Raw genomic sequence first — 25,393 nt, forward strand, 5'->3', positions numbered from 1 at the left:
AAGGTTGCGACCTAGCGGCCCTTGAAGTTCGGTGCGCGTTTTTCACCAAAGGCGTGCAAGCCTTCCTGGAAATCGGCGGTGCGCAGGTGCTGGCGCAGCATCACTTGCTCGTGCTGCAACGCGTCATCGCGGGATTTATCGGAGGATGCGCGGGCGACTTCTTTCATGCGGCGTAGCGCAATGGGGCTCTTTTTCGCGATCTGGTTGGCCAGCGCCAAGGTGGCGTCCGCGAGCTCGGCATCGGGGTGCACTTCACACACCAGGCCATATGCTTTCATTTCGCTGGCTGTCAGCGACTTGCCGGTCAACAGCAAATACATGGCGATGTTCAGCGGGATCAGCCGTGGCAGGACTGCCGCACCGCCAGCGCCAGGGTAAACACCGAAATTGGCGTGGGCGTCGGCCAGGGTCGCGGTGTGCGCGGCGACCACGATGTCGGCACACATCGCCAGCTCCAGGCCGCCGGCCATGGTCACGCCATTGAGTGAGGCGATCACCGGTTTTGGAAAATTACGTAACTGACCAAACACCTGATTGGCGCGGTCCAGGAAGTCTGCTTCGCCTGCCGGAAGGCTCGAGCCCGCCAGCACCTCTTTCAGATCGGCCCCGGCGCAGAAGGCCGGGCCATTGCCGGTGAGGATCACCACGCGCAATTCGTCATTGCCGGCGATGTCGTTCAGTCGGCGTTCGAGTTCGGCGAGTGTCGCAAGATTCAAGGCATTCATGGCTCGCGGCCGATTGAGCGTCAGGCGCGCCACCGGGCCGACGATTTCATACAGCAACACATCTTCACTCATGACAACTCCCCTTATTGTTAGCGCTCTATTGGCGTCGTTGATGGGGCTGATAGTAGGAATGCAGATCAACGCTGCGCAGGTCATTGCAACGAAAGCGCTTGTCCGCAGGGGAGGGATACACACAGGCATTCACCCGCAATGGCGCCCGTGAGACTGCCATCACCGGCAAGCCACCGGTGCCTGCGAAGACTGTTGAATTGATTGAGATGACCAGCAGCCGGGCACTACTTGCTTGCACCATCGCAACGCCATTCAAATAACAATCAGAGAGAGTCCGGGCGATGAAAAAACTCCGTGTAGTGCTGACGGTGTCAGTGTTGGCCGCCAGCATAATCGGTGCGATTCAGTGGTCGCGAGGTCAGGCCAGCGCACATTGGCAAACAGTCGATAACAGCGCGGGTCAGGGCGGCCAGAAAGCCGCAACGGCGGCGACCATAGCGGTTAACGCCGCCACCGCGCACGCCATGCCACCCGAGGACAGGGAAGTGCTGGCCGATATTCAACGAGGCTTCATTGCAAGCATTCCCGACGCCGAAACCTCAGCGGCCGACGGCCATGTGGTGTACAGCCTCAAAGGCTATGAGTTTCTCGACGCCAGTGATGCACCCGCGACGGTCAACCCAAGCCTGTGGCAACAAGCCCGAAAGAGCATGTCCAATGGTTTGTTCAAGGTCACTGACGGTTTTTACCAAGTGCGCGGCCTCGATCTGACCAACATGACCATCATCGAAGGCAACACCGGCCTGATTATTGTTGACTGCAACCTGGCAACTGAAGTGGCGCATGCCGCGCTGGAACTGTACTACCAGCATCGGCCGAGAAAACCGGTGGTGGCGGTGCTCTACAACCACAGCCATGTCGATCACTTCGCGGGCATTCGCGGCATTGTCGATGAAGCGGACGTGAAGGCCGGCAAGGTTCAGATCATTGCCCCTGCGGGGTTCATGGCAACCGCGGTGGCAGAGAACGTCATGGCAGGCAACGCCATGAGCCGACGCGCCGAGTACCAGTTCGGCACGACTTTGCCCCGCAGTGCACAGGGGCAAATCGACCTGGGTGGCGCGAAAGCCTTGTCCAACGGCACCATTACCCTGATCCCGCCGACCATCGAACTCAGCCAGCCTATTCAGACGCTGACCATTGATGGTGTCGAGATCGTCAACATGCTGGCCCCCGGCACTGAGGCGCCCGCCGAGTTCATTCATTATTTTCCTCAATTCAAAGTACTCGACACCGGTGAGCTGGCGTTGCCCACTCAGCACCAATTGCTGACGTTGCGTGGGGCAACCATCCGCGACGGGTTGGCCTGGTCCAAATACCTCAACGAAGCCCTGCACCAATTCGCCCCGAGCGCCGATATTTTGGTGGGTCAACACGGCTGGCCAGTGTTTGGGCATGAGCGTGTGGTCAACTATTTGTCCAAGCAACGCGACATGTACAAGTGGTTGCACGATCAGTCACTGCGCTTGATCAACAAGGGCTACAAACCGGTGGAGATTGCCGAGTACATGCGCGATCACGTGCCGGCGAGCTTGGCCAGTGAAGCGTTCACCCATGGTTTTTACGGTTCGGTGCAACGTAATTCCAAGGCCGTTTATCAGCAGTACATGGGTTGGTACGACTCCAATCCGGCCAATATGGATGCGTTGTCCGACGGTGATTACGGCAAAAAGTTTGTGGAATATGGCGGCGGCGCCGATGCGGTGCTCGCCCGAGCACGCACCGATTTCGCCAACGGTGAATACCGCTGGGTAGCACAAGCCATGAGCCATTTGGTGTACGCCGAACCGGACAACCACGCAGCGCGTGAATTGGCTGCCGATGCCCTGGAGCAGTTGGGCTACCAAGCGGAGTCTGCGGTGGAGCGCAACAGTTATCTGGCGGCCGCCATGGAGCACCGCAGCGGCGGCAAGAAGCTTGCCTCACCACTGCGCACCGCCAGCCCAGACATGCTGAAGGCGCTGACCATCGACAATATCTTTGATTACCTGGGCGTGCGTCTGAAGGCACCGGACGTGGAGGGTAAACACATTGTCCTGAACTGGAACTTCACTGACATCGGCACATCGGGCAGGCGTTATACGCTCAACTTGGAGAACTCGGCATTGACCTACATTGCCGATTACAACGCCGATAACGCCGATGCCACGCTGACCCTGACGCGCGAGACGCTGAACTCGATTCTGGCGGAGAAAGTGTCGCCCATCGAGGCGGTGTTCAAGGGCGACCTGAAAATTGATGGCAGCAAAATGGCGGTCTATGACGTGCTGGGTTCGCTGGACAAGTTTTCCCCGGACTTTGAGCTGGTCGGGCCTAATGCACCTGCACGATAGGAATGCCGATATGAACTCGTCGCTGCACGATTCACTCGCAGGTGACGCCGCGCAAGCGGATGTCATGTCGGCCTGCGGGCGAGTAGCCGCTGTACTGGCTCGCCAGCAAGCCGCCTCCCTCGCCGAGGGACCACCGTCGGCAGAACGGCGTATCGAACGTATAAACCGCGTGATCAAGTTACTGCTGGATAACCAGCAACAACTTTGCGAAGCATTGGCCAAGGACTTTACCTGGCGCAGTCACGACCAATCGCTGATGGCTGATGTGTTGTTGCCATTGCAGGGGCTTAAATATGCGCGTGATCATGTTCGACGCTGGATGCGTCCCGAGCGTCGAAGGGCCGAACTGGGAAGCGGCTGGCTGGGCGCCAGGGCGGCCATCCATTTTCAGCCACTGGGAACCATCGGCATTATTTCCCCCTGGAACTTTCCCATCGCCATCGCTTTGGGTCCACTGGCCGAAGCGTTGGCGGCGGGCAACCGCGTGATTTTGCTGTTCTCCGATCAGTCGCCGGCGACCGCGAGCCTATTGATTGAATTGCTGGCCGGGCAGTTTGCTGACACAGAAATTGCCGCTTTTATTGGCGGTGCCGACCTGGGCGCGGCATTCAGCGCAATGCCGCTCGATCATCTGGTGTTCACCGGCAGCCCAAGGGTAGGGCGGCTGGTGATGCGTGCCGCAGCGCAACACCTGACACCGCTAACGCTGGAGTTGGGCGGCAAATCACCGACCATCATTGGTCGTGGCGCTGACCTGCAAAACGCCGCCCGACGTATCTGGGGCGGCAAAGGTGTGAGTGCGGGTCAGGCCTGTATCGCGCCGGATTATGTGTGGGTGCACGAAGATGACCGCGAACGATTGCTCAATTGCATGCAAGTCGAGTTACGACGGATGTTTCCGACCCTGTTGAACAATCCCGACTACACGGCAATGGCCACGCCGGGGCAATACCGGCGAATGCAAGCCTGCGTGCAAGACGCCCGGGACCAAGGCATTCGTGTGATCGAGATCAACCCGTGCAACGAAGACTTGAGCGCTTCACGCAAGATCGCACCCACGCTGCTGGTTGAACCGCCGGATTCGAGCCTGGCGATGCAGGAAGAAGTGTTCGGGCCGCTGTTGCCGATTCGAAGCTACCGCGACATCAACCAGGCCCTCGAATACATTAATGCGCATGCCCGGCCACTGGCGCTGTACTACTTCGGTGATGACCGTGTGGAAGCAACGCATGTGCTGCAACGCACCCATTCCGGTGGGGCCTGCATCAACGAAGTGATGCAGCACTTGTTCCAGACTGATTTGCCCTTTGGGGGCTGTGGTGCCTCGGGTTTCGGTCGTTATCGCGGCGGGTATGGCTTCAAGGCATTCAGTCTTGAGCGGTCGGTTTTCACGCCTGCGTATTGGGACGTCATGGGCCTGTTGCGCCCGCCCTATGGTGCGCTGTTTGGGCGGTTGATCGGCGCTCTGCTCAAGCCTTGACGCTGCAGAACATACCGCTCCCGGAAAGAAGGAAACTGTGAATGACTGCGTTAAAACCGCTTGTTTTGGCGATGTGTTGTCTCGCCTTTGGACCGCACTGTGTGGCTGCGGCCAAGCCCCCCAATATTGTGGTGCTGGTGGCCGATGACTGGGGGTTCAGTGATGTGGGTTCATTTGGCAGTGAAATAGCCACGCCGAACATCGATACCCTTGCCCGTGAAGGTGTACGTTTTTCTGATTTTCACGTCACTGCGTCGTGTTCGCCGACGCGTTCGATGTTGCTGACGGGCGTCGATAATCATCGTAACGGCGTGGGCAACATGCCGGAAACCATGCCCGACGAACACTTGGGCAAACCCGGTTACAGCGGCGTACTCAACGATAATGCGATCACCGTGGCCAGCCTGCTACAGGACGGCGGCTACGACACCTACATCACCGGCAAATGGCATTTAGGCAAGACCCGGGACACGTTGCCGAACAACAGAGGCTTTGATCGTTCATTTATCCAGGCTGACAGTGGTTCGGACAATTGGGAGGAACGCCCTTATGCGCCGCTGTATGACAAGGCTGCCTGGTTCGAAAACGGCCAGCCAGCGCATTTACCGAAGGACTATTATTCGTCGACGTTTATCGTCGACAAAGTCCTTGAGTACATCGCAATGGATCGGCAGGACGGGAAACCCTTTTTCGCCTATCTGGGCTTTCAAGCCAACCATGTTCCGGTACAAGCGCCCAAAGATGTCATTGATAAATACCGTGGTCGCTATGACCAAGGCTGGACTGCATTGCGCGAGGCGCGTCGCGAACGGGCGGTCGAGCTGGGCCTGATTCCGAGCGGCGCGGGCATGCAAACGATGGCCAGCACCGCCGACTGGGAAGCTCTGGATGAGCACGAAAAACGCTACGAAGCGCGGCGTATGGAGGTCTACGCCGGCATGGGCGAAACCATGGATCGGGAAATCGGTCGATTTATCGCACACCTGAAAGCGACCGGTGAGTATGACAACACAGTGTTCGTGTTTTTGTCCGATAACGGCAGCGAGCCCACCGATCCCTACACCATTCCCGCCGTCAGGTTGTGGCTGGAAATGAACTACACCCGCCAACTGGACCGGTTGGGTAGCAAAGGGGCGTTTACCAGCATCGGTCCGAGTTGGGCCAGTGCTGCTGCCTCACCGTTGAGTGGTTATAAGTTTTTCGCCGGTGAAGGCGGGTTGCGTACCCCGTTGATCGTCTCGGGCGTGCCGGGTATCCAGGCCAACCGGATTTCCAAAACCTTTACGCATGTCACCGACATTGTTCCAACCTTGCTTGAGGTGGCCGGGGTCAAACCGCACGACGGGCATTTTCGGGGCAAAGCCGTTGAGCCGATGATCGGCAGCAGTCTGGTACCGGTATTACGGGGCACCGCCGAGCGCGTCCACCCGCAAGATCAGGCGATCGGCTATGAGCTGTCTGGCAGTGCAGCGTTGTTCAAGGGTGATTACAAACTGGTGAAAAGCCTGAAACCGGTGGGCAATGAGCAATGGCACCTCTATAACATCGCCACTGACCCGGGTGAAGTGCTGGATTTGCAGGCGCAGATGCCGGAGCGCTTCCAGAGTATGCAGGCCGACTACGCCGCGTACGCGCAAGCCAATGGCGTGCTGCCAATGCCCGTCGGTTATGACTACATGCACCAAGGACAAATGTACGCCTTGAAGCACGTGGTGATACCCAAGCTCAAAGCCGCGGCGCCGCCCGTTATCGCGATCATCGTGTTGGGGCTGGGCGTGTTTGTGTGGCTACGACGTCGCAGAGCGAACGCCAAGCCATGAGATAACGCAACGTGTGACAGGCCATCATTCGATACCGGTTACACGTTGCGCAACGTCAGCCTTGTTGAGTTGATCAGGTGACTATCAGTTGCTCAATCAAGGCGTCGCTCAAACCTGCTTTTCGCAGGATTTGAGCGCTGTGTTCACCACGCTTGGGCACAGGCCCGGCGGACGAAGGCGTGGTTGAGAATCGAGGTGCGGGTGCTGCTTGAAGGACACCGTTGTGGCGCGAATAAACGTTCCGTTCGGCCATGTGCGGATGCGTCATTGCTTCGACCGGCGTCAATACCGGGGCGAAGCACGCATCGCTTCCTTCCAGCAGGTCTACCCAGTGCTGGCGCGGCTGCGTGATAAACACTGCCGCCAGCCGCTCGCGCAAGGCACCCCACAAGCGAGGGTCGTAGGCTTGCTTGAAATCCGCATCGTCGCCCAGGCCGAGCAACTTCAACAACAGCGCGTTGAACTGCGGTTCGAGCGCTTGCACGCTGATGAACAAGCCATCCGCGCAGGCATAGGTTTGCGCCCAGTGAGCGCCGTCGAGCAACCCGCAACCGCGCTGCATCGGCTGCTGGCCGGCGGAGTGAGCTGACAGCAGCAGGTTCATCATGTTGGCGCTGCCATCGACAATCGCTGCGTCGATGACCTGGCCGATACCGTTGGTGCTGGCGTTGATGATCCCGGCCAGAATACCCATCGCCAAGTACAGCGCACCGCCGCCCAGATCACCCACCAGCGTCGGCGGTGTCATCGGTGGTTGACCCGGCTCGCCGCTGAACCACAGGGCGCCGGACAGCGCGATGTAGTTCAGGTCATGGCCAGCCGCTTGAGCCAATGGGCCGTGTTGTCCCCATCCGGTCATGCGTCCGTAAATCAGCCTGGGGTTACGTGCCAGGCACACCTGCGGGCCCAGGCCCAAGCGCTCCATCACGCCGGGGCGCATGCCTTCGATCAGCGCATCGGCACCCTCGATCAAACGCAACACGGCTTCGATGGCGTCCGGGTTTTTCAAGTCAAGTGCTATCGACTTTTTGCCGCGATTGACGATGGCGTTCTGGCCTAGGTCATGCATGCCGGCGCCTTTCGCGCCCGCACGTTCGACCAGGATTACTTCCGCGCCCATGTCCGCCATTAACATGCCGCAAAACGGGCCCGGTCCGATGCCAGCGATTTCGACAATGCGAACGCCGTCCAATACGCCCATGCGGGTACTCCTTCGGTTAGATAGAAATGTGAGGGGGGCAGATCAGAAAACGCGCTCACGACGCAGCAACAACGCCGCCATCGCGGCGTGAAAGACAACCGCCGGCCACAGCAACAGTCCGCTGCTGACGAACACGCCCATGTAGGCCAGGTACGGCGCCACTGCCGCGTTGTAGAACTGCATCGAACGCAGCGCGGCCATGTTCTGCGGCGTTGGCCAGCAAGCAATCCCGACTGCAATCAGGGCCAGGCCAAGGAACCGGGCAAACGCATTGGTGACCTCGGTTCCGGTGATGCCCAGCAGCAGGTTGCTCACCAGGGCGGGCATCAACACCAGTGCCAGCCCGGTGGCGAGTTCCACGACGGCGGCTGCCCCAAGCAGCTTAAGCATGGTGATTGAGCGTGCTGCATTCATGATCGTTCTCCGATGAATCAGGGACGCTGGCAGCGCGGTCCTGATGAATGAATTCTGCGGCTTTTTCACCAATCATCACCGTCGCAGCCGTGGTGCTGCACCCAATGATAGTTGGCATGATCGAGGCATCGACCACGCGTAAACCCTGCAAACCATGAACCTTGAGACGCGCATCGACCACCGCCATGGCATCGGAGCCCATTTTGCAGGTGCCGACCGGGTGGTAAAGCGTGTCGGAACGCTCGCGCAGGACCTTTTCAATCTGCGCGTCGGTGTTCATCGGCGTATCCAGCACGTCGCGCGGGTTGTAGACCTTGAAAGCTTGGGTCGCCATGACTTTCTGGATGACTCGATAGCCCTCGATCAGCGTTTTGATGTCGTCCGGGTGAGTCAGAAATGCTGGATCAATCAGCGGCGCAGCCAGCGGGTCGGCACTCGCAAGCGTCAGTTGCCCCACGCTTTTGGGGTGCAGCAGGCAGGCATGCACGCTAAGGCCGTGACCGCGATACAGCGTGCGGCCGTGGTCCGCAAACATGGCGATGGTCAGTGCCAGTTCGATGTCTGCCTGAACCAACCCGGGGGAGGTTTTGACAAAAGCGCAGGCCTCGGCAAAGTTGCTGGTCAGCGGGCCACTGCGATGGCGCCAATAACGGATTCCCGCCTTGAACATGTCCCACAGTCCCGTCAGCGATAACCCCAGCAACTGACGGGATTCAACCCGGTAGGAATGGACGTAATCGATGTGGTCCACCAGGTTTCGGCCCACGCCCGGCAAATCGTGAACCACTGCAATATCGAGCTTCAGCAGGTCGCTGGCCGGGCCGACGCCGGACAACAGCAGTAGCTGTGGCGAGTTGAACGCACCTGAACTCACGATCACTTCCCGTCGCGCGTGCACGGTGCGCTTGACCCCGTTCTGCACGAACTCGATGCCCACGGCACGCTTGCCTTCGAAGACAATTCTGGTGGCCTGTGCGTGGGTTTCAATGTGCAGGTTCTGTCGGTGTCTATTGGGCGTAAGGTAGGCTTTGGCCGCGCTGCAGCGCTGCCCGTCCTTTTGCATCACCTGCACCCGTCCAAAACCTTCCATGCTTGCGCCGTTTTGATCGGGGCAGGCCGGGTAACCTGCCTGAATGCCGGCCTCGACAAAGACTTCGCCAAACGGGTTGGGCGAAGAGTGGAAACGCACGTTGAGTGGGCCGTTCTGGCCGTGCAGCGGGTCTTTGAAGTGTTCGTTGTGTTCTGCACGCTTGAAGAACGGCAGCACTTGGGCATAACTCCAGCCGGGGTTGCCGAGCGCCGCCCAGCGATCAAAGTCTTCTGGATGGCCACGGTGATAGGCCATGGCGTTGATCGACGAGCTGCCGCCCAGGGTCTTGCCGCGCGGCTGGTAACCGGTGCGACCGTCAAGGCCCGATTGCGGCACGGTCTGGTACTGCCAGTTATTGATCGAAGTCGGGACCATCGCCGCGACGCCGGCCGGCATATGAACCAGCGGATGGGAGTCCGGGCCACCGGCCTCCAACAAACACACTGACACAGCCTGGTCTTCTGACAATCGGCTGGCAACCACACAGCCAGCAGCGCCAGCGCCCACTACTATGTAATCGAATTGCGTGATCTCGTTCATGCGTTCTTCTCTTTATTCGATGCACAACTTGAGCGCATTGTGAGCACATGGCCGGATCATCACTGGTCAATTGGATGAATTCGTTGGTCAGTGCGACAGGTGACTATCGCGCCAAGCAATGGAACATCAGGCACAGGTACTCGTCTGTGCATTGACCGATGCACAATCGATTGCGAGTATCGCGCCTCGCACCCCTATCAGGCAGGCCCATGTCAGGTTCGAAAATGGATACGCCCGGCACCGAAGCATCGTTAAACGAAGAAGCACTCCAGCCTTCTACCATCGGTAGTTACACCGTCGCCATTGCCCGGGCGCTGGACGCCAGTGGCGTGGACAGCAAACGGATTTTCAACGCCATCGGCATTCCGCTGGCGCTGTCCACAGACCCGATGACCCGTTTACCGGCCGCGACGATGACGCGCCTGTATCGAGCCTGTGTCGATGTGACCAACAACCCGTATTTCGGGCTGGTCGTCGCCAAGCATATCCATCTGACGCACATGCATGCCTTGGGTTATTCGTTGGCCGCCAGCGGCTCGCTGATGGATTTTTGCCGACGTCTGGAGCGCTACTTCCGGTTGGTATCCCAGGTCGCCAAGGCCAGCTTCGCCGAGACTGAAGGGCAGGTGATGATGCGATTCGATCACTTGCTCGAGCTCAGCAGCGAGACCGAAGACGCTTTTTTTGGCTTTCTGATCCGCACCATGCGTTTGCTCTACAAGCAGGAGTTCAAGCCTGTGCGGGTAGAGATGTGCCGCCCCGTGCCCCATGAAGGCCCCGGGCCTTATGAAGCATTGTTCCGGGCGCCGGTGTTGTTCAGCCAAAGCGCGAGCTTGCTGGTATTCGATAAGTTCGACCTGGTTCAGCCGCTCAGCGGTTCGTGCCCGGAATTGGCGCAGGTCAATGACAACATCATCATCAGCTACCTGTCCCGTCTCGATAAGAGTGACGTGATCACTGGCGTGACTCAAAAAATTATCGAGTTCCTGCCTGACGGGGATTGCACGCGAGACAAAGTCGCCAGCGCCCTGTGCATGAGCCCGACCAAGCTGCAGCTCAAGTTGTCCCAGCGTGGTACGAATTTTCAGCAGTTACTGGACGATACTCGCAAAGAGCTGGCGTGTAGCTACCTCAGCCAGGCCTCTCGCCCGGTGACAGAAATCACCTTCCTGCTGGGCTTCAGCGATACCAGCAACTTCACCCGTGCCTTCAAACGCTGGACCGGGTTTTCCCCGACGGATTTTCGTCAGCAAGCGTGACCCTCTGTTCGTCCTCTGACCTTCGATGACACCCACGCCCATGCATCGCGGCGTGGGCACTTTGTCGCGCCCACGTTGTGCTGACCGATGATTTGGCCCAATTGACCGGCGACCTACCCAAAGCTCGCGATACAACAGCCTCGACCGATTCGCCATGCATTCCTTAGAGCAGGGTGCAGCACCAGAATCGGCATTTTTTTGAATGACTTTTCGTGAAACCACAGAGAAGGCGAGCACGCTAGATGAATAACAACAATAAGATCTGCCATCCAAATCTGCGGCGCGGGCTTCTGGCATCGGCGATTCTGGCCGGGCTGGGGACGATGCCTGTTCAGGCCGTCGAGCTTGATACCGGCAACGATGACCTGTCGGTTCGCTTCGATAACACGTTGAAACTCAACTACGCCCAACGGGTCGAGAACGCCAACTCCAAGCTTTCCAACACGTACAACAGTAACGACGGCAACCGCAATTTCTCAGCCGGCAGTCCGGTCTCCGAGCGTATTGATGTGCTGTCCGAGCTGGACGTTGTGTTCAAACAGAACATGGGTTTTCGGGTCAGTGCCAACAGCTGGTACGACCATGCCTATGAAGGTGTCGGCAGCACCAACCCGTCGACCAACCAACTCGACAATGGCAAGCCTTCGGCGAACCATCAGAGCGGCTATGTCGATCGTTACTACAACGGACCATCGGCGGAGTTTCTCGATGCGTTTGTATTCGGCAGCACCGAAATCGGTGACGAATCGTTGCTGAGCGGCAAACTCGGCAAACACAACGTCTACTGGGGCGAAAGCATTTTGGCGTTCGCCCATGGCAACAGTTATGGCCAGGCGGGACTTGACCTGACAAAAGCCCTGACGGTGCCGGGAACGGAAGCCAAAGAACTGTTTATTCCACGCAAACAGTTATCCACTTCGCTGACGGTCAATCCTGAACTGACCTTGGCCGCGCAGTACTTTTTCGGTTGGGATGCCGCGCGAATTCCCGAGTCTGGAACTTACCTTGGCTTTAACGATGGCATCCAGAATGGTGGGCATGACATTTCGCTGATCGGCGGGGTCAACCCGTTTTTTGGTGCGCCGGGCCCCGTGGGCGCCAATCAGTTCCTGCGATTGAACAACGGTCATACCTTCACGCCAGACCAAAGCGGCGACTTTGGCTTGATGGCCAAGTGGAGCCCCGCGTGGCTGGACGGCACGATGGGTTTCTACTACCGCAAGACCTCCGACATCCTGCCTAACATTGCGCTGCAACCCACCACCGTCGGCCCTGCTCAATTGGTCTCGGGGCTCGCTGGCAGCTACAACCAGTTTTACGTGGACGATATCGACATCTACGGCATCAGCCTGGCGAAAAATATTGCCGGGGTCAGCTTCGGGATGGACTTGAACTATCGCCACAACATGCCGTTGTCGAGCGTGGTGGCCACCGTTAATCCTTCGCCTGCAGCGGCGGGGCAGCCGGGTGTTATCAGCAGTTTCAACGGCGAAAATGGCGTCGCTCGAGGCAATACCGTGCACGCGGTGATTAACGGCCTGACCACGTTTGGCCCGACACCTGTCTGGGACACCGCGCCATTGCTGGTCGAAGTGGCTTACAGCCGTTGGCTGGACGTGACCGAGAACAAGCAGTTGTTCAAAGGTGAGGGCTGGTACAACGGCATCGATAAAGTCACCAAAGACAATTACATCATGGGGATGAACTTCACCCCGACCTGGTATCAGGTTTTCCCCGGCATCGATATGTACCTGCCGGTCAGCTACAACGTGGGTCTGGCAGGCCAGTCTTCAGTGCAACTGGGAGGCAACAAAGGCACCGGCAGTTACTCCATTGGGGTTGGCATGGATGTGCGCACCCAGTATCGCTTCGACCTGAAGTATGTCGATAACTTCGGTGACTTCGACACCTGCAATGCGCCGAATGAAGGTGCCATTGCGGGCACCAAGTGCGCTCCCGGTCAAGCCACCTCGTTTGCCGGTATTCCAGCGCAGCTCAAAGATCGCGGCATGGTCGCGCTCACGTTCAAAACCACTCTTTGATTCCAGCGCCGTGCGTTAACAGGAGACACCCCATGAGATTCGTCAAAACACTGTTGGCTACGACCATGTCGCTGGTCATCACCGGTGCCGCTTACGGTGCCGTATCCCCAGAGCAGGCTGCCAAACTGGGCACCAGCCTGACCGCCGTCGGTGCGGATAAAGCCGCCAACGCCGATGGCAGTATTCCGGCCTACACCGGCGGTTTGAGTACCCTTCCGGCCGGGTTCAAAACCGGTGATTCATTTCGCCCGGACCCTTACGAGGCAGAAAAGCCGCGACTGGTGATCACTACCAAAAACCTGGCCGAACAAAAAGATAAGCTCACCGCCACCACCCAAGCGCTGCTGAGCCGGTATCCGACGTATCGGCTGGATGTCTACCCGACCCACCGTACCGTAGCGCTGCCGAAAGTGGTGCTGGATAACACCTCGAAAAACGCGTTGAGCGCCAAGACCACGGACGGTGGCCTGGGCCTGGAAAACGTCTTGCCCGGCGTACCGTTTCCGATTCCGGCCGATGGCAACGAAGCGATGTGGAACCACTTGCTGCGCTATCAAGGCGTGGCCATGACCAACAAATACGACTCCTGGAACGTTGACGCATCCGGTGCCGCGTCGTTGAGTTCCACGGGCGTATTTTTCATTGAATATCCCTTGTATGCAGCGGCGCGCCCGGTCGGCCCGGTGGCTCCCGATGAGACGTTCTACAAGATCAAGTTGACCTACACCGGTCCCGCCCGTCGTGCCGGGGAAGCATTGTTGCTGATGGATTCGGTGAACCCGCTGAAACAGCCACGCCGTGCCTGGCAATACCTGCCTGGGCAACGTCGAGTGAAACTGGCGCCGGACCTGGCTTACGACACGCCAAACCCCGGTACTGTCGGTGCGGCTACTTACGATGACGCCTTTTTGTTCAACGGTGCGATGGACCGTTACGACTTCAAACTGGTCGGCAAAAAAGAGCTGTATGTGCCGTACAACACCTACAAGCTGAGTTATCACAAAGACGCTGCCGATGTGATGAAAGCCAACCACGTCAACCCCGACCTGTTGCGCTGGGAGCTGCATCGGGTGTGGGTGGTGGAAGCCACGCTTAAACCGGGTAAACGCCACATCTACAGCAAACGCACGTTCTACCTCGACGAGGACAGCTGGATTGCTTTGGCCTCCGACGAGTACGACGCACGCGGCCAGCTCTACCGTGGCGGCTTCTCGCACCTGACCTACAGCTACGACGTGCAAGCGCCGGACACCATCAACCACATGCTGTATGACCTGGTTTCCGGGGCCTACAACGTCAATGGTTTTTACGGCCCGTACGGTGGCTTGAAGTACATCGATCCTCTCTCCAAGGCGCAATGGTCTGCTGAGTCGCTGGCCGGTGCGGGTATCCGTTAAACCCGGCAATCCAATGGGGGAGCGGTATTGCTCGCGAGGGTGGCAAGTCATTCAACACGGATGTCGACTGATACATCGCCTTCGCGAGCAAGCCCGCTCCCACACGGGGGCCGAGGTGTGCACAGAGATAATAATAATGACAATGATCAAATGGTTTCTGCTGGCCGCGTTGTCGGCAGCGATCGCCGTTCCATTTACCCGCCCGGTTATTGCCGGCGAGTTTGTCGACGTACTCGACAGCCCGTCGCTGCCCAGCCCGATCGCGGAACAGTCGACGCTCACCGGGTTGACCCTGGCCGGCAAGCGACTCGTCAGCGTGGGCCAGCGCGGCCACATTCTGTACTCCGATGACCAAGGCCAACACTGGCAGCAGGCGCACGTGCCGGTCAGCTCGGACCTGGTTGCCGTGAACTTTCCGAGTGCCGATCAAGGCTGGGCCGTCGGGCACGACGGCGTGGTCCTGCACAGCAGTGACGCCGGTCAGACCTGGACTCGCCAACTCGATGGGCGTCAGGTCGGCCCGATCCTGCTTGAGCACTATCAAGAGCTGCTCGCGCAAAAGCCCGACGATGAGAAGCTGCAGTCGCGGCTCACCGAGGCGCAGCGCATGGTCGAGGAGGGCGCGGACAAACCCTTTCTCGATGTCTGGTTCGAGAGCGCTCAGGTGGGCTACATCGTCGGCGCCTTCAACCTGATTTTGCGCACCGATGATGGCGGTCAACGCTGGACGCCGCTACTGGATCGAACCGAGAACCCCAGTGCACTGAATCTCTATGCGATTCGCCCGGTGGGCGACGATTTGTTCGTCGTCGGCGAGCAAGGGTTGGTCATGAAACTGGATCGTCCGAGCGGCCGCTTCAATGCCATGCCCACGCCCTACAACGGCAGCTTTTTCGGCATCACCGGTAAACCTGGCGTGGTGTTGGTCTACGGCTTGCGCGGCAACGTCTGGCGCAGCACTGACAGCGGTGCGAACTGGGCACGGATCGACCTCGGCCTGCCCTTGAACATCACCGCCGCTAGCGTAACGGCCGATGGTCGAATCGTACTGGTCAGCCAGGCCGGTCATGTATTGGTCAGCAGCGACGACGGGGCGAGTTTCCAGACGCGCGCACCTGCAACGTTGGCACCGGTGGCGGCCGCGCAAATCACCACGGGTGATGTTCTGGTACTGGCGGGCACCCGTGGCCTGCGTCAGTTACCCCTCGAATAAGCCCAGCATTACACAGAGAACACCATGATGGGTCACTACGAACTCGAAACAATGCCGGTCATCCGTGAGCTGAAGGGGTTTGATGCCCGTTCTGGCAACACCCTCGAACGGCTGATCTTCAATCATCGCCTGTGGGTGGTGATGGCTTGCCTGCTGGCCACTGTCGCGTTGAGCTACTGTGCGATCACGCGTTTGACGCTGAACGCCAGCTTCGAAAAAATGCTCCCGCAGAGTCAGCCTTTCATCAAGAACTACCTGGAAAACCGCCAGGCTTTGCGCGGCTTGGGCAACGCGGTACGGGTGGTCGTCGAGAGCAGTAACGGTGATATTTTTGATCCGCATTACCTGGATGCCCTGAAGGAAATCAACGACGAACTGTTCGTCACGCCAGGCGTCGATCGGGCCTGGATGAAGTCACTGTGGACTCCTGCAGTGCGCTGGACCGAGGTCACTGAAGAAGGTTTTCAGGGCGGGCCGGTAATGCCCGACTCCTATGATGGCTCGGCGCAGAGCGTGCAGCAGTTACGGCAAAACATCGCCCGTTCCGGCATTGTCGGCAGCCTGATCGGTAACAACTTCAAATCGAGCATGATTTTCGTGCCGCTGCTGGAGAAAGACCCGATCACGGGGCAGGGGATCGACTATCACCAGTTTTCGATAACCCTTGAGGAAAAACTGCGCAACAAATACGAGTACGAAGGTCGTGTGCGCGTTGCAGGTGAGGAGGGCAAAGGCCCGATCAAGATTCGTGTCATCGGCTTCGCCAAACTGGTCGGTGACCTGATCGATGGCTTGATGCAGGTGATGCTGTATTTCGGCGCTGCTGCATTGATCGCCACAGCCATCATCTTTTACTTCACGCGGTGTGTGCGCAGCACGGCGCTGGTGATTATGTGCTCGGTAATTGCGGTGGTCTGGCAACTGGGGCTGGTCGCGTTATTGGGTTTTGCCCTCGACCCGTTTTCGATTCTGGTGCCGTTTTTGGTGTTTGCCATCGGTGTGTCGCATGGCGCGCAGAAGATGAACGGGATCATGCAGGACGTCGGACGTGGCACGCATCAGCTGATCGCTGCGCGTTACACCTTCCGCCGTCTGTTTCTGGCGGGGTTGACCGCTTTGCTGGCAGACGCCGTGGGATTTGCGGTGTTGATGCTGATCGATATTCCGGTGATCCAGGACCTGGCAATCACCGCCAGTATCGGTGTTGCGGTATTGATCTTCACCAACCTGGTGCTGTTGCCGGTGTTGCTGTCCTACTGGGGCGTCAGTCGCAAAGCCGCCGCCCGCAGCTTGCGCGCCGAGAACAAAGCGCTGCGCGGCAAAGGTTTTGGCGCGGTCTGGAGCTTCCTGGACAAATTCACCGAGCGTCGCTGGGCGACGGTGGCCGTGGTGGTCGCGGGCATGTTGGCGGTCGGCGGCGTTGTTGTCAGCCACCATCTGAAGATCGGTGACCTTGATCCTGGCGCCCCGGAGCTTCGTGCAGACTCACGCTACAACCGAGACAACGCCTACATCACCGCTAACTACTCGCTGTCCAGCGACCAGTTTGCAATCATGCTCAAGACGCCCAGCGAAGGCTGCCTGAAATACCAGAGCCTGGTAGAGGCTGATCGGTTGGGTTGGCTGTTGCAGCAACAACCGGGCGTGCAAACCACGGTGTCGCTGGTGAATGCGGTGAAGCAGATCACGGCGGGATCATACGAAGGCAACCCGAAATGGCTGACCATCGCCCGCAATCAGAATGTGCTGAATTATGGCGCGCAGCAGGCCTCGGTCAGCAGCCCGGACCTGTTCAACAACGATTGTTCGATGATGCCGATTGTGGCCTACCTCTCCGACCACAAGGCTGAAACCCTGGACCGCGTGGTGCAAGTCGCCGAGACCTTCGCCCGTGAACACAGCAATGGCGAGCGCCAATTCATGCTTGCCGCCGGCAGCGCCGGTATCGAGGCGGCGACCAACATCGTGGTGCGCGAGGCCAACCGGACCATGCTGCTGTATGTGTATGGTGCGGTGATTGTCTTGTGTTTCATCACTTTCCGCAGTTGGCGCGCGGTGGTGGTGGCGGTGGTGCCGTTGATGCTCACGTCGATTCTCTGCGAGGCGTTGATGGTGTGGCTCGGCATGGGCGTCAAGGTCGCGACCTTGCCGGTGATCGCGCTGGGTGTCGGGATTGGCGTGGACTACGCGCTGTACTTGCTGAGTGTGCAACTGGCGCAGCAGCGTGCCGGTCTGTCACTGACCGAGGCCTACCGCAATGCCGTGGCGTTCACCGGAAAAGTGGTGGCCCTGGTTGGCATTACGCTGGCTGCCGGGGTGATTACCTGGGCCTGGTCGCCGATCAAGTTCCAGGCAGACATGGGCATCCTGCTGACCTTCATGTTCATCTGGAACATGGTCGGTGCCTTGGTGCTGATCCCTGCGTTGTCGCACTTTCTGTTGCGCAAAGTGCGATAGGTGAAACCTTGTCGAGTGCACTGCTCGGCGCCGTTGCGGCTCAAGCGTCGCGCAACAGGTCGTTGGCGTTGAGCAGTTCGTAGGCGACTTCGGGGCGTTTTTCCAGACCGCGGCGAATGGCGGCCGGTATCGATTGGCGGGTCTTGCGGCACAGGCCCGGTAATTCGCTGATGGTAATACCGATGCCGCGCATGGTTCGTACTTCGTTAAAACCGGGGACGATGTCCACGCGAATGCCCAATTGCTGGTACATCCGCTGCTGCAGGCGTTCAAGATCGCTGAGGCTTTGCAGGTTTTCCAGGCGTTCGATCAGGCGCTTTTCTTCGGCACGCGTCAGAAACAAGATGCGCACGTCTGCCCCCGGTGTTTCCAGCAACGGGTCACGCCCGCAGTCGCAGGCACCGGGCGGGCAGGGTTGGCGAATCGGAGGCGTGGTGGTCATGGGCTCCAATCATAGAGGTCTATGACCGGATTTGCCCATAGGGTTCTGGATGTAACACGCAACGCCGGTAGGAAACGGCTTGCCGGTGATGGCGATTTCGAGGGCGCCATCGCTGGCAAGCCAGGCTCCTACGGATCGGTGGTGAATTCTCGGTCTCAGGTATCAACAAAAAACCTGTAGGAAACCGGCTTGCCGGTGATGGCGGTGTCGGGGACGCCATCGCTGGCAAGCCAGGCTCGATTTACCTCACTTCAATACCAGCAAGCTGTAAACCCCGTCCTCTGCCTCAATCCCGTGCGTGTCATGGGTGAAGCCCGGGAAGGATTTGTCGAAGCTTTCCAGCGCCTTCAAATACGCCAGCAATGGCCCGTCCGCAGGCCCTGCGTTCTCGCCGGGCATCAGCAATGGAATGCCGGGTGGATAGGGCACGATCCCGGTGGCGACAATCCGCCCGGCAGCCTGTTCCAGCGTCACCAGTTCTACATCGTTCCTCACCAGTTTTTCGTAGGCTTCCACCGGGCTGAACTGGACTTGGGGCAGCATGCCGAACGCCTGGGCCATGGTTGACGTGGTTTTGTTTTTCTTCATCGCGGCGAAGATGTCATTGGCCAGGTCTTTCAGGCCCATGCCGGCGTAACGTTGCGCGTTGGCCGACAGCAGATCTGGCAGGCACAGCTCCAGTTCCACGTTGTCGTCATAGTCGCGTTTGAAGTCGAGCAGGGCATTGACCAAGGTGCCCCATTTGCCTTTGGTGATGCCGATGGAGAACAGGAACAGAATGGTGAAGTCGGTGGTTTTCTCGACGACGATGCCCAGTCGGCCGAGGTAGGCGGTGAGCACGCAGGCCGGGATACCGAAGTCGAGCAGGTTACCGTCATCGCCCATGCCGGGGCTGAGCACCGAGACTTTGATCGGGTCGAGCATGCAGTAGCCTTCCTCGATGTCGCCGAAGCCGTGCCATACCTCGTTCGGGTGCAGGACCCAGCAGTCTGGCTCGGTCTTCAGCATCACCGGGTCTACTTCGTGGAACGGTACTTGCGCGCCGCCAACGTGCACGGTCGGTGGCTGCCAGCAGGTGAAGAACCACTCATCCTTGCTGAGCATTTCGTGGTGCATACGCGAGATGACCTGACGGAACGCGATGGCTTCCTCGATGGATTCGTTGGTCAGGATGTGCCCGCTCGGCGCCTCCATCATGGCCGAGCTGACATCGCACGACGCCATGATCGCGTAATTGGGCGAGGTCGAGGCGTGCATCATGAACGACTCGTTGAAGCGTCCGTGCGGGATCGGATTGCGGCCGTTGCGCACGTGAATCATCGAGGCCTGCGACAGCGCGGCCAGCAACTTGTGGGTCGACTGCGTGGCGAATACGGTTGGCCGCGATTCATCATGGTCGTCCGGGCTGCCGTGCATGGCGAAGCGGTCGCGGTACAGCGGGTTGAACCGCGCATAACCGTACCAGGCCTCATCGAAATGCAGACGATCGACACTTTGCCCGAGCAATTGCTCGACGCGGGTGACGTTGTAGGTCAGGCCGTCGTAAGTGGAGTTGGTGATGATGGCGTGAACCGGCGTCGGATCAATGCCTTCCTTCACCAACGGATTATTGGCGATGGCGGCCTTCACGGCCTCGGCACTGAGGGTTTGCGGCAGGATCGGGCCGATGATGCCGTAGCGGTTGCGGGTCGGCACCAGGTACGTCGGAATCGCACCCGACAAGGTCATCGCGTGTTCGGCGGATTTGTGGCAGTTGCGGTCGCACAACGCGATCTGATTGCGCGTGACGCTGGCCATCAGGATCACCCGGTTCGAGGTCGATGAACCGTTGGTGACGTAGTAGGTACGATGGGCGCCGAACACTTTGGCGGCGTACCGCTCACCCTGGCCGATGGGGCCGCTGTGATCGAGTAGCGAGCCGAGTTCACCGACTGAAATCGACAGGTCGGAGCGCAGCAGGTTTTCCCCGAAGAACTCGTAGAAAGCACGCCCGGCAGTACTTTTCAGGAACGCGGTGCCACCGGCATGACCTGGGGTGTGCCACGAGTACTCATAGGTGCGGGAGAACTTCAGCAGCGCGCCGAACATCGGCGGCAGGACGGCCTGACGATAGCGCTCGATAGCAGCCATGATGCGCCCGCTGAGGAAGCGGCTGGTGTCTTCAGGCAGCCAGATGAAGTCGTCGGCGTGCTGCATTACCACCAACGGAATGCTCGACGCGGTACTGCGGTCGCTGATCAGGAACACCGGTACGCGGGTATTGCGTTCGCGCAGGTTGGTCAGCAGTTTGATGCATTGCGCGTGGCCTTCGCTGTCGTCCATTTCCCAACTGAGCAGCACACACTGAATGGCCGGGTCCGAATGCAGGATCGACGTCGCGTCGCTCAGGCTTTCCGACACCAGTACGCTGATGGAGCGTTCTTCGACATCGGTGATCAGTTGGTTCAGGGCGCGACCGAAGACGGTTCGTTTATCCGGTGGGCTGCTCACCAACAGCGTGAGCATGCCGAGCAAGTGCTTATATTCCGTCATGATTGAGTCTCCAGAGTGGCTTTTTGCAGATTGTTCACCGGCACTGCCTCGCCGCTGATGTGCTGCGCGCTGACGGTTTGTGTTGGCACGCTATTGTTAAGCGCTTCAAGGCGAATCAGGCGGTTGTTGACGAAGCCGAACAGCGTGTAGCCGAAGATCGTCGCTACGCCGCCCAGCATCAGTGCCTGCGCGCCAGAGCTGTACAACGCCAGGTAACTGTAAGCCGCTGCGATCCAGGCAATGATGTTGGTGGCCAGCGCCTTGCCTTCCGGCACATTGGACACCTTCTGCATGGTCATCAACGCGGCCATGGACAGGATGTACGGCACCAGGTTGGTGACCACCGCCAGGTTGACCAGAATGTCGAACTGCTTGCTCAGGTCAGGGCTGATGGTCAGGAAACCCAGTGCGGTCTGGCCTGCCAGCAGTATCAGCATGCCGATGATCGGCGTGCCAGCCTTGTTGGCCTTGGCAAAGATAGGCAGGAAGTAACCGGTGTCTGCCGAACTCTTGAACACCTGGGCGATGGTGAACTGCCAGCCCAGCAACGAACCGATGCAGGCCAGCACCATCATCCCCATCACGATATCGCCGATCAGCGGGGTGAACATTTTGGCGAACACCAGCCCGAACGGCGCCGTGGAGGAGGCGAGTTCCGGGTTGTCGACAATGCCGGCGATAACGTTGGTGGAGACGATGTAAATCACCGCCGCGCCAAGGGTGCCGCCGAGTACCGCGATGGGTACGTTCTTTTCAGGGTTCTCTACGGCGTCGGTGTTGGCGCACGCCGATTCCAGCCCGAGGAATGCCCACAAGGTGATGGCCACCGACGCGCCTGCCGCTTCAAAGATGCCCATGTTGTGCGGGTTCCAGCCAGCGGCGTAAACACTGCTGTCGAACCAGAACCAGCCGATGGTGGATACCAGCACCACGGGCGCGATAACGCCCCACACGGTAACGGCGCCGATCCTGCCGGTGATTCGCGCGCCACCGAAGTTGGCAAATGTGGTGATCCACAGTAAGGCGATAGTTGCGAGGCCTACTTGCAGCGAATCGAGTTTGACGTCGAACAACACCTGTATATAGCCGACCGCCGTAATACTGATTGCCACGTTGGCAATTAATAGCGAAACGCCATAGGTGTAGTTGGTCAGGTAGTTGCCAGCCTTGCCGAAGGTGTATTCCGCGTAACCACCCATGCCCCCGGTTTTACGGCTGAGCATCCCGCAACGCGCGAAGGCGTAGGCCAATGCAAGCGACCCGGTCGCCGTGATCAACCAGGAAAGAATCGAGATACCGCCGACTTCGGCGAGTTTGGTTGGTAGTAGCACAATGCCTGAGCCCAACATGTTGACGGCCGTCAACATTGTCAGTTGCCCCACTGTCATTTTCTTTGCGACTGACATTCCGTTGCCCCACTTAAGAACATTGAGAGTCTTAGCTATAGCTAAGGATTGAAATGTAGCAAGAAATGTATTGCTGGTAACGAGAAATATTCTCAAAAGCCAGTCAAGGCATTATGCTGGCCCCCAAACGTCCGAACATTGACCAAAATCAATTTATATTCAATTGGTTAGGATCTAATGCAAATGCGGACTGTGTTGATCACGCTAGTGTCTTGCGGGCTGGCGAGCGTTGCAGCGTCGGTCGAGGCGAAACAACTGGTAGCAAACGATAAATACATGTGCAGTTGGGGGGCGGGCACGGCGGCGAAAGCACAGGAACTGAAACTGGCGGGTGTGTCGTTGTATGCCGCGCGTCAGAAACTGCACACCTACAAGTTCAGCAAGCCATGGATGCACATGATGGCCATGGGCATCACCGAGCAAACCTACGACAGCCCATCACGAATCAAACCGGCGGCCATCCGTCAGAGCTTCTACGAAGATTGCGTGCGCTACAAAATGGCGCGTAGATAGGACGATTGAGGTCGACTCGCCAGGCACCGCTATTCACGTTTGCAGCGCGCTATCAGCGCTGCGGCGACGGTCAGTCCGCTCGCCACGCCAAACGTGATGTGCAGGGCGCTGGCGACTGCGGCGGGATGTGCCGAGGTCAGCTCAACGGCGTTCGCGGCCCACGCGAATACGGCTCCCAGCACCGAAGCACCGGTGATCAGGCCCAGGTTGCGTGACAGGTTAAGCAGGCCCGAGATTACGCCACGTTGCTCGGTTGCCACGTTGGCCATCACGGCGCTGTTATTAGCTGTCTGGAACAGCACGTAGCCAAACGTCAGCACCACCATCGCAACCACGTAGCCGCCGATGCCCAACGCGTCCGGCGCCAGCGCCAGCGCACCGCACCCGATCGCCATCATCACTGTCCCCGCTCGGGTAATGCGTTGTGCACCCAAGCGGTCGGCAATACGTCCGGCCGGCACGCCCATCAGCGCTGCAACCAACGGCCCGATTGCCAGTATCAAACCCACTCGAACGGCATCAAGTCCCAGCGCTTGTGCAAGGTAAAATGGCCCGACCACCAGCGTTGCCATCATCACGGTCGCCACCAGCGCGTTCATGGCCAGGCTGGCGCTTAGCACCGGATCGCGCAACAGTGCCAGGCTCAGCAACGGGCGGGCGGTGCGGGCCTGAGTGAGCACGAACAACCCGGCCCCGACGGCAGCGAGCACCAACAGCCCCAGGTTGAGTACGCCGAAACGAGCGCGTCCCAGAGTCGTCGCCAATGCATAGGACGCCAGACTCAACGCGAGCACTGATGTGCCCAGCCAATCAAATCCTGCGAACGGCGTTCCGGACATCGGGCGGTCTGCGGGCAAACAGCGATGCGCCAGCGCCAGCGTTAGCAGACCCAGTGGAACACTGATCAAGAAAATCACTCGCCAACCCATCCCCGCGATCAACACGCCACCCAGCGAGGGACCCATCGCGGTGCCTATCGCCGACATCGTGCCCAACAAACCCATGGCGCTGCCGGTTCTGTCTTTCGCCACCGTCTCGCCGACAAACGCCAGGGTCAGCGCCATCATCACGGCGGCGCCCACACCTTGTAGCGCCCGGGCGCCAATCAACAGTGCCAGCGTCGGCGCCACGCCACACAGTGTCGAGGCCACGGTGAACAGGCAAATGCCGCTCAGCAGCAAACGTCGCCGGCCGATGGTGTCGCCGAGGCGTCCTACGCTGACGATCAATGTGGTGATCGCCAGCAGGTAAGCGATGACCACCCATTGCACCTGCTGGAAGGACGCACCGAAAACGTCGGCCAGCGTCGGCAGGCCGACATTGGCGATACTGGTCCCAAGCGATGACAGCAACGTGCAAAGCGAAAGACTTACCAAGGCCCCGCGAACTGACGGTGTGTGCGGCCCACTCTCGACACCTGCAATAACCGTTTTCATGGCGTTGTTCCCCGATCAGCCGCGCCCGTGGCAGCACTGTCGAAAACTTAAACTCGCGCCTAATATGGCGCAAGACGCACGGCTTACAGTTATTACGTGCAGCAAACGCCATGTCACTACGAGAGAACGCATGCCAATTCCCGATCTGAATTTGCTGGTTACCCTGGATGTGTTGCTGGCCGAAGGCAGTGTTGCCCGAGCGGCCCAGCGCTTGCGGTTGAGCCCGTCGGCGATGAGTCGAGCGCTGGCACGCCTGCGCGAGACCACCGGTGATCCGCTGCTGGTCAGGGCGGGGCGCGGGTTGGTGGCGACACCTCGTGCGCTCGAATTACGCGAGCTGGTAAGTCAACTGGTGCAGGATGCCGAGGCAGTGCTGCGGCCAGTCGGGCAGCCTGACCTGGCACAACTCAGCCGTACATTTAACCTGCGTACCAGCGAAGGTTTCGTCGAAAATTTCGGCGCGCAATTGCTGGCGCGTATAGCTGAACAGGCGCCCCGGATTCGCCTGCGCTTCATGCATAAACCAGACAAAAACAGTGCTGCATTGCGTGACGGCACGGTCGATCTGGAAACGGGTGTCGTGGGCAAAAATGCGGGCCCTGAGTTACGCACGCAAGGCCTGTTTCGGGACCGGTTCATGGGCGTCGTACGCAGTGGACATCCATTGAGCGAAGGCGACATCACGCCTGAGCGGTATGCCGCCGGCGACCACATCAGCGTTTCCAGGCGAGGGCTGGATCGAGGACCGATTGATGAGGCGCTTGGGCCGCTGGGTGTGCAGCGAAATGTCGCGACAATCGTCGCCGGTTTCTCGACCGCGCTGGCGTTGGCGCGGACCACCGATTTGATCGCCAGTGTGCCAGAGCAGCACACCGCCAATCTTCGTGCAGGCATGCACAGTTTTGCGCTGCCATTCGAGTTGCCTGAGTTTACCGTTGCAATGCTTTGGCATCCGCGTCTGGAGGCTGACCCGGTACACCGCTGGCTGCGGGGCTGCGTTCGAGACGTCTGCGCACAGTGA

At 59.1% G+C, this 25,393-nt stretch carries 19 protein-coding genes; 10 read left to right on the plus strand and 9 right to left on the minus strand.

The genetic code is table 11. From position 1 onward, the window contains the following. Nucleotides 1-11: 11 nt before the first annotated feature. Together ACQR3R_RS05185 and ACQR3R_RS05190 are read right to left on the minus strand one after the other, a co-directional pair. The gene (locus ACQR3R_RS05185; protein ID WP_428270940.1) at nucleotides 12-797 is read right to left on the minus strand and encodes an enoyl-CoA hydratase-related protein; all 786 of its coding nucleotides are present in this window, start codon (nucleotides 795-797) and stop codon (nucleotides 12-14) included. Between the two features lie 25 nt (nucleotides 798-822). After that, on the minus strand, nucleotides 823-1,038 hold the full coding sequence (locus ACQR3R_RS05190; RefSeq protein ID WP_428270941.1) for a hypothetical protein: 216 nt from the start codon (nucleotides 1,036-1,038) through the stop codon (nucleotides 823-825). A gap of 40 nt (nucleotides 1,039-1,078) precedes the next feature. Here ACQR3R_RS05190 and ACQR3R_RS05195 point away from each other — a divergent pair, with 40 nt between their 5' ends. Genes ACQR3R_RS05195 through ACQR3R_RS05205 form a run of 3 tightly spaced genes read left to right on the plus strand, consistent with a single transcriptional unit; the run spans nucleotide 1,079 to nucleotide 6,430 of the window. Continuing rightward, nucleotides 1,079-3,130 (plus strand): alkyl sulfatase dimerization domain-containing protein, encoded by a 2,052-nt coding sequence (locus tag ACQR3R_RS05195; protein WP_428270942.1) that lies wholly within the window; start codon nucleotides 1,079-1,081, stop codon nucleotides 3,128-3,130. A gap of 10 nt (nucleotides 3,131-3,140) precedes the next feature. Beyond that, nucleotides 3,141-4,610, plus strand: a complete 1,470-nt coding sequence (locus ACQR3R_RS05200) for an aldehyde dehydrogenase family protein (protein WP_428270943.1) — start codon at nucleotides 3,141-3,143, stop codon at nucleotides 4,608-4,610. Nucleotides 4,611-4,651: 41 nt separating this feature from the next. After that, a complete protein-coding gene (locus tag ACQR3R_RS05205) occupies nucleotides 4,652-6,430 on the plus strand; it encodes a sulfatase-like hydrolase/transferase (protein ID WP_428270944.1) in 1,779 nt (592 codons plus the stop codon). 73 nt (nucleotides 6,431-6,503) lie between these two features. Here ACQR3R_RS05205 and ACQR3R_RS05210 read toward each other — a convergent pair whose 3' ends face one another. Genes ACQR3R_RS05210 through ACQR3R_RS05220 form a run of 3 tightly spaced genes read right to left on the minus strand, consistent with a single transcriptional unit; the run spans nucleotide 6,504 to nucleotide 9,675 of the window. Continuing rightward, complete coding sequence (locus tag ACQR3R_RS05210) at nucleotides 6,504-7,631, minus strand: CoA transferase (protein ID WP_428270945.1); 1,128 nt, start codon at nucleotides 7,629-7,631, stop codon at nucleotides 6,504-6,506. A 42-nt stretch (nucleotides 7,632-7,673) separates the two neighbouring features. Then, entirely contained in the window at nucleotides 7,674-8,045 is a 372-nt protein-coding gene (locus tag ACQR3R_RS05215; RefSeq protein WP_428270946.1) for a hypothetical protein, read from the minus strand. Beyond that, entirely contained in the window at nucleotides 8,014-9,675 is a 1,662-nt protein-coding gene (locus tag ACQR3R_RS05220) for a GMC family oxidoreductase N-terminal domain-containing protein (RefSeq protein ID WP_428270947.1), read from the minus strand. Before ACQR3R_RS05220 ends, ACQR3R_RS05215 begins: the two co-directional genes overlap by 32 nt. 209 nt (nucleotides 9,676-9,884) lie before the next feature. On the opposite strand from ACQR3R_RS05220, the gene ACQR3R_RS05225 reads away from it, so the two are divergent. The 5 genes from ACQR3R_RS05225 (at nucleotide 9,885) to ACQR3R_RS05245 (ending at nucleotide 18,043) form a co-directional block, all read left to right on the plus strand. Beyond that, nucleotides 9,885-10,934 carry an AraC family transcriptional regulator ligand-binding domain-containing protein gene (locus tag ACQR3R_RS05225; protein WP_428270948.1) on the plus strand — a complete coding sequence of 350 codons (1,050 nt, stop codon included), beginning with the start codon at nucleotides 9,885-9,887 and terminating at the stop codon, nucleotides 10,932-10,934. A gap of 242 nt (nucleotides 10,935-11,176) precedes the next feature. Then, nucleotides 11,177-12,976 (plus strand): DUF1302 family protein, encoded by a 1,800-nt coding sequence (locus ACQR3R_RS05230; RefSeq protein WP_428270949.1) that lies wholly within the window; start codon nucleotides 11,177-11,179, stop codon nucleotides 12,974-12,976. 32 nt (nucleotides 12,977-13,008) lie between these two features. Further along, nucleotides 13,009-14,373 (plus strand): DUF1329 domain-containing protein, encoded by a 1,365-nt coding sequence (locus ACQR3R_RS05235; RefSeq protein WP_428270950.1) that lies wholly within the window; start codon nucleotides 13,009-13,011, stop codon nucleotides 14,371-14,373. Nucleotides 14,374-14,509: 136 nt separating this feature from the next. Next, the gene (locus ACQR3R_RS05240) at nucleotides 14,510-15,586 is read left to right on the plus strand and encodes a YCF48-related protein (RefSeq protein WP_428270951.1); all 1,077 of its coding nucleotides are present in this window, start codon (nucleotides 14,510-14,512) and stop codon (nucleotides 15,584-15,586) included. A 24-nt stretch (nucleotides 15,587-15,610) separates the two neighbouring features. Continuing rightward, nucleotides 15,611-18,043, plus strand: a complete 2,433-nt coding sequence (locus tag ACQR3R_RS05245; protein ID WP_428270952.1) for an MMPL family transporter — start codon at nucleotides 15,611-15,613, stop codon at nucleotides 18,041-18,043. 40 nt (nucleotides 18,044-18,083) lie between these two features. Here ACQR3R_RS05245 and ACQR3R_RS05250 read toward each other — a convergent pair whose 3' ends face one another. From ACQR3R_RS05250 to potE, 3 genes are all read right to left on the minus strand, one after another. Further along, nucleotides 18,084-18,485: a hypothetical protein gene (locus ACQR3R_RS05250; RefSeq protein WP_428270953.1), complete on the minus strand. Its 402-nt coding sequence runs from the start codon at nucleotides 18,483-18,485 to the stop codon at nucleotides 18,084-18,086. 246 nt (nucleotides 18,486-18,731) lie between these two features. Further along, nucleotides 18,732-21,017, minus strand: coding sequence for an Orn/Lys/Arg family decarboxylase (locus ACQR3R_RS05255; protein ID WP_428270954.1), 2,286 nt, complete (start codon nucleotides 21,015-21,017; stop codon nucleotides 18,732-18,734). Continuing rightward, nucleotides 21,014-22,423, minus strand: coding sequence for a putrescine-ornithine antiporter (gene potE / locus ACQR3R_RS05260; RefSeq protein WP_428270955.1), 1,410 nt, complete (start codon nucleotides 22,421-22,423; stop codon nucleotides 21,014-21,016). The genes ACQR3R_RS05255 and potE overlap by 4 nt, the downstream gene beginning before the upstream one ends. A 183-nt stretch (nucleotides 22,424-22,606) precedes the next feature. On the opposite strand from potE, the gene ACQR3R_RS05265 reads away from it, so the two are divergent. After that, nucleotides 22,607-22,936 (plus strand): hypothetical protein, encoded by a 330-nt coding sequence (locus tag ACQR3R_RS05265; protein WP_428270956.1) that lies wholly within the window; start codon nucleotides 22,607-22,609, stop codon nucleotides 22,934-22,936. A 29-nt stretch (nucleotides 22,937-22,965) separates the two neighbouring features. Here the strand turns inward: ACQR3R_RS05265 and ACQR3R_RS05270 are convergent, their stop codons facing one another. Beyond that, on the minus strand, nucleotides 22,966-24,372 hold the full coding sequence (locus tag ACQR3R_RS05270; protein ID WP_428270957.1) for an MFS transporter: 1,407 nt from the start codon (nucleotides 24,370-24,372) through the stop codon (nucleotides 22,966-22,968). Between the two features lie 130 nt (nucleotides 24,373-24,502). Here ACQR3R_RS05270 and ACQR3R_RS05275 point away from each other — a divergent pair, with 130 nt between their 5' ends. Then, nucleotides 24,503-25,393, plus strand: a complete 891-nt coding sequence (locus ACQR3R_RS05275; protein ID WP_428270958.1) for a LysR substrate-binding domain-containing protein — start codon at nucleotides 24,503-24,505, stop codon at nucleotides 25,391-25,393.

The organism is Gordonia sp. IEGM753, assembly GCF_050321825.1.
Lineage (GTDB): Bacteria > Pseudomonadota > Gammaproteobacteria > Pseudomonadales > Pseudomonadaceae > Aquipseudomonas.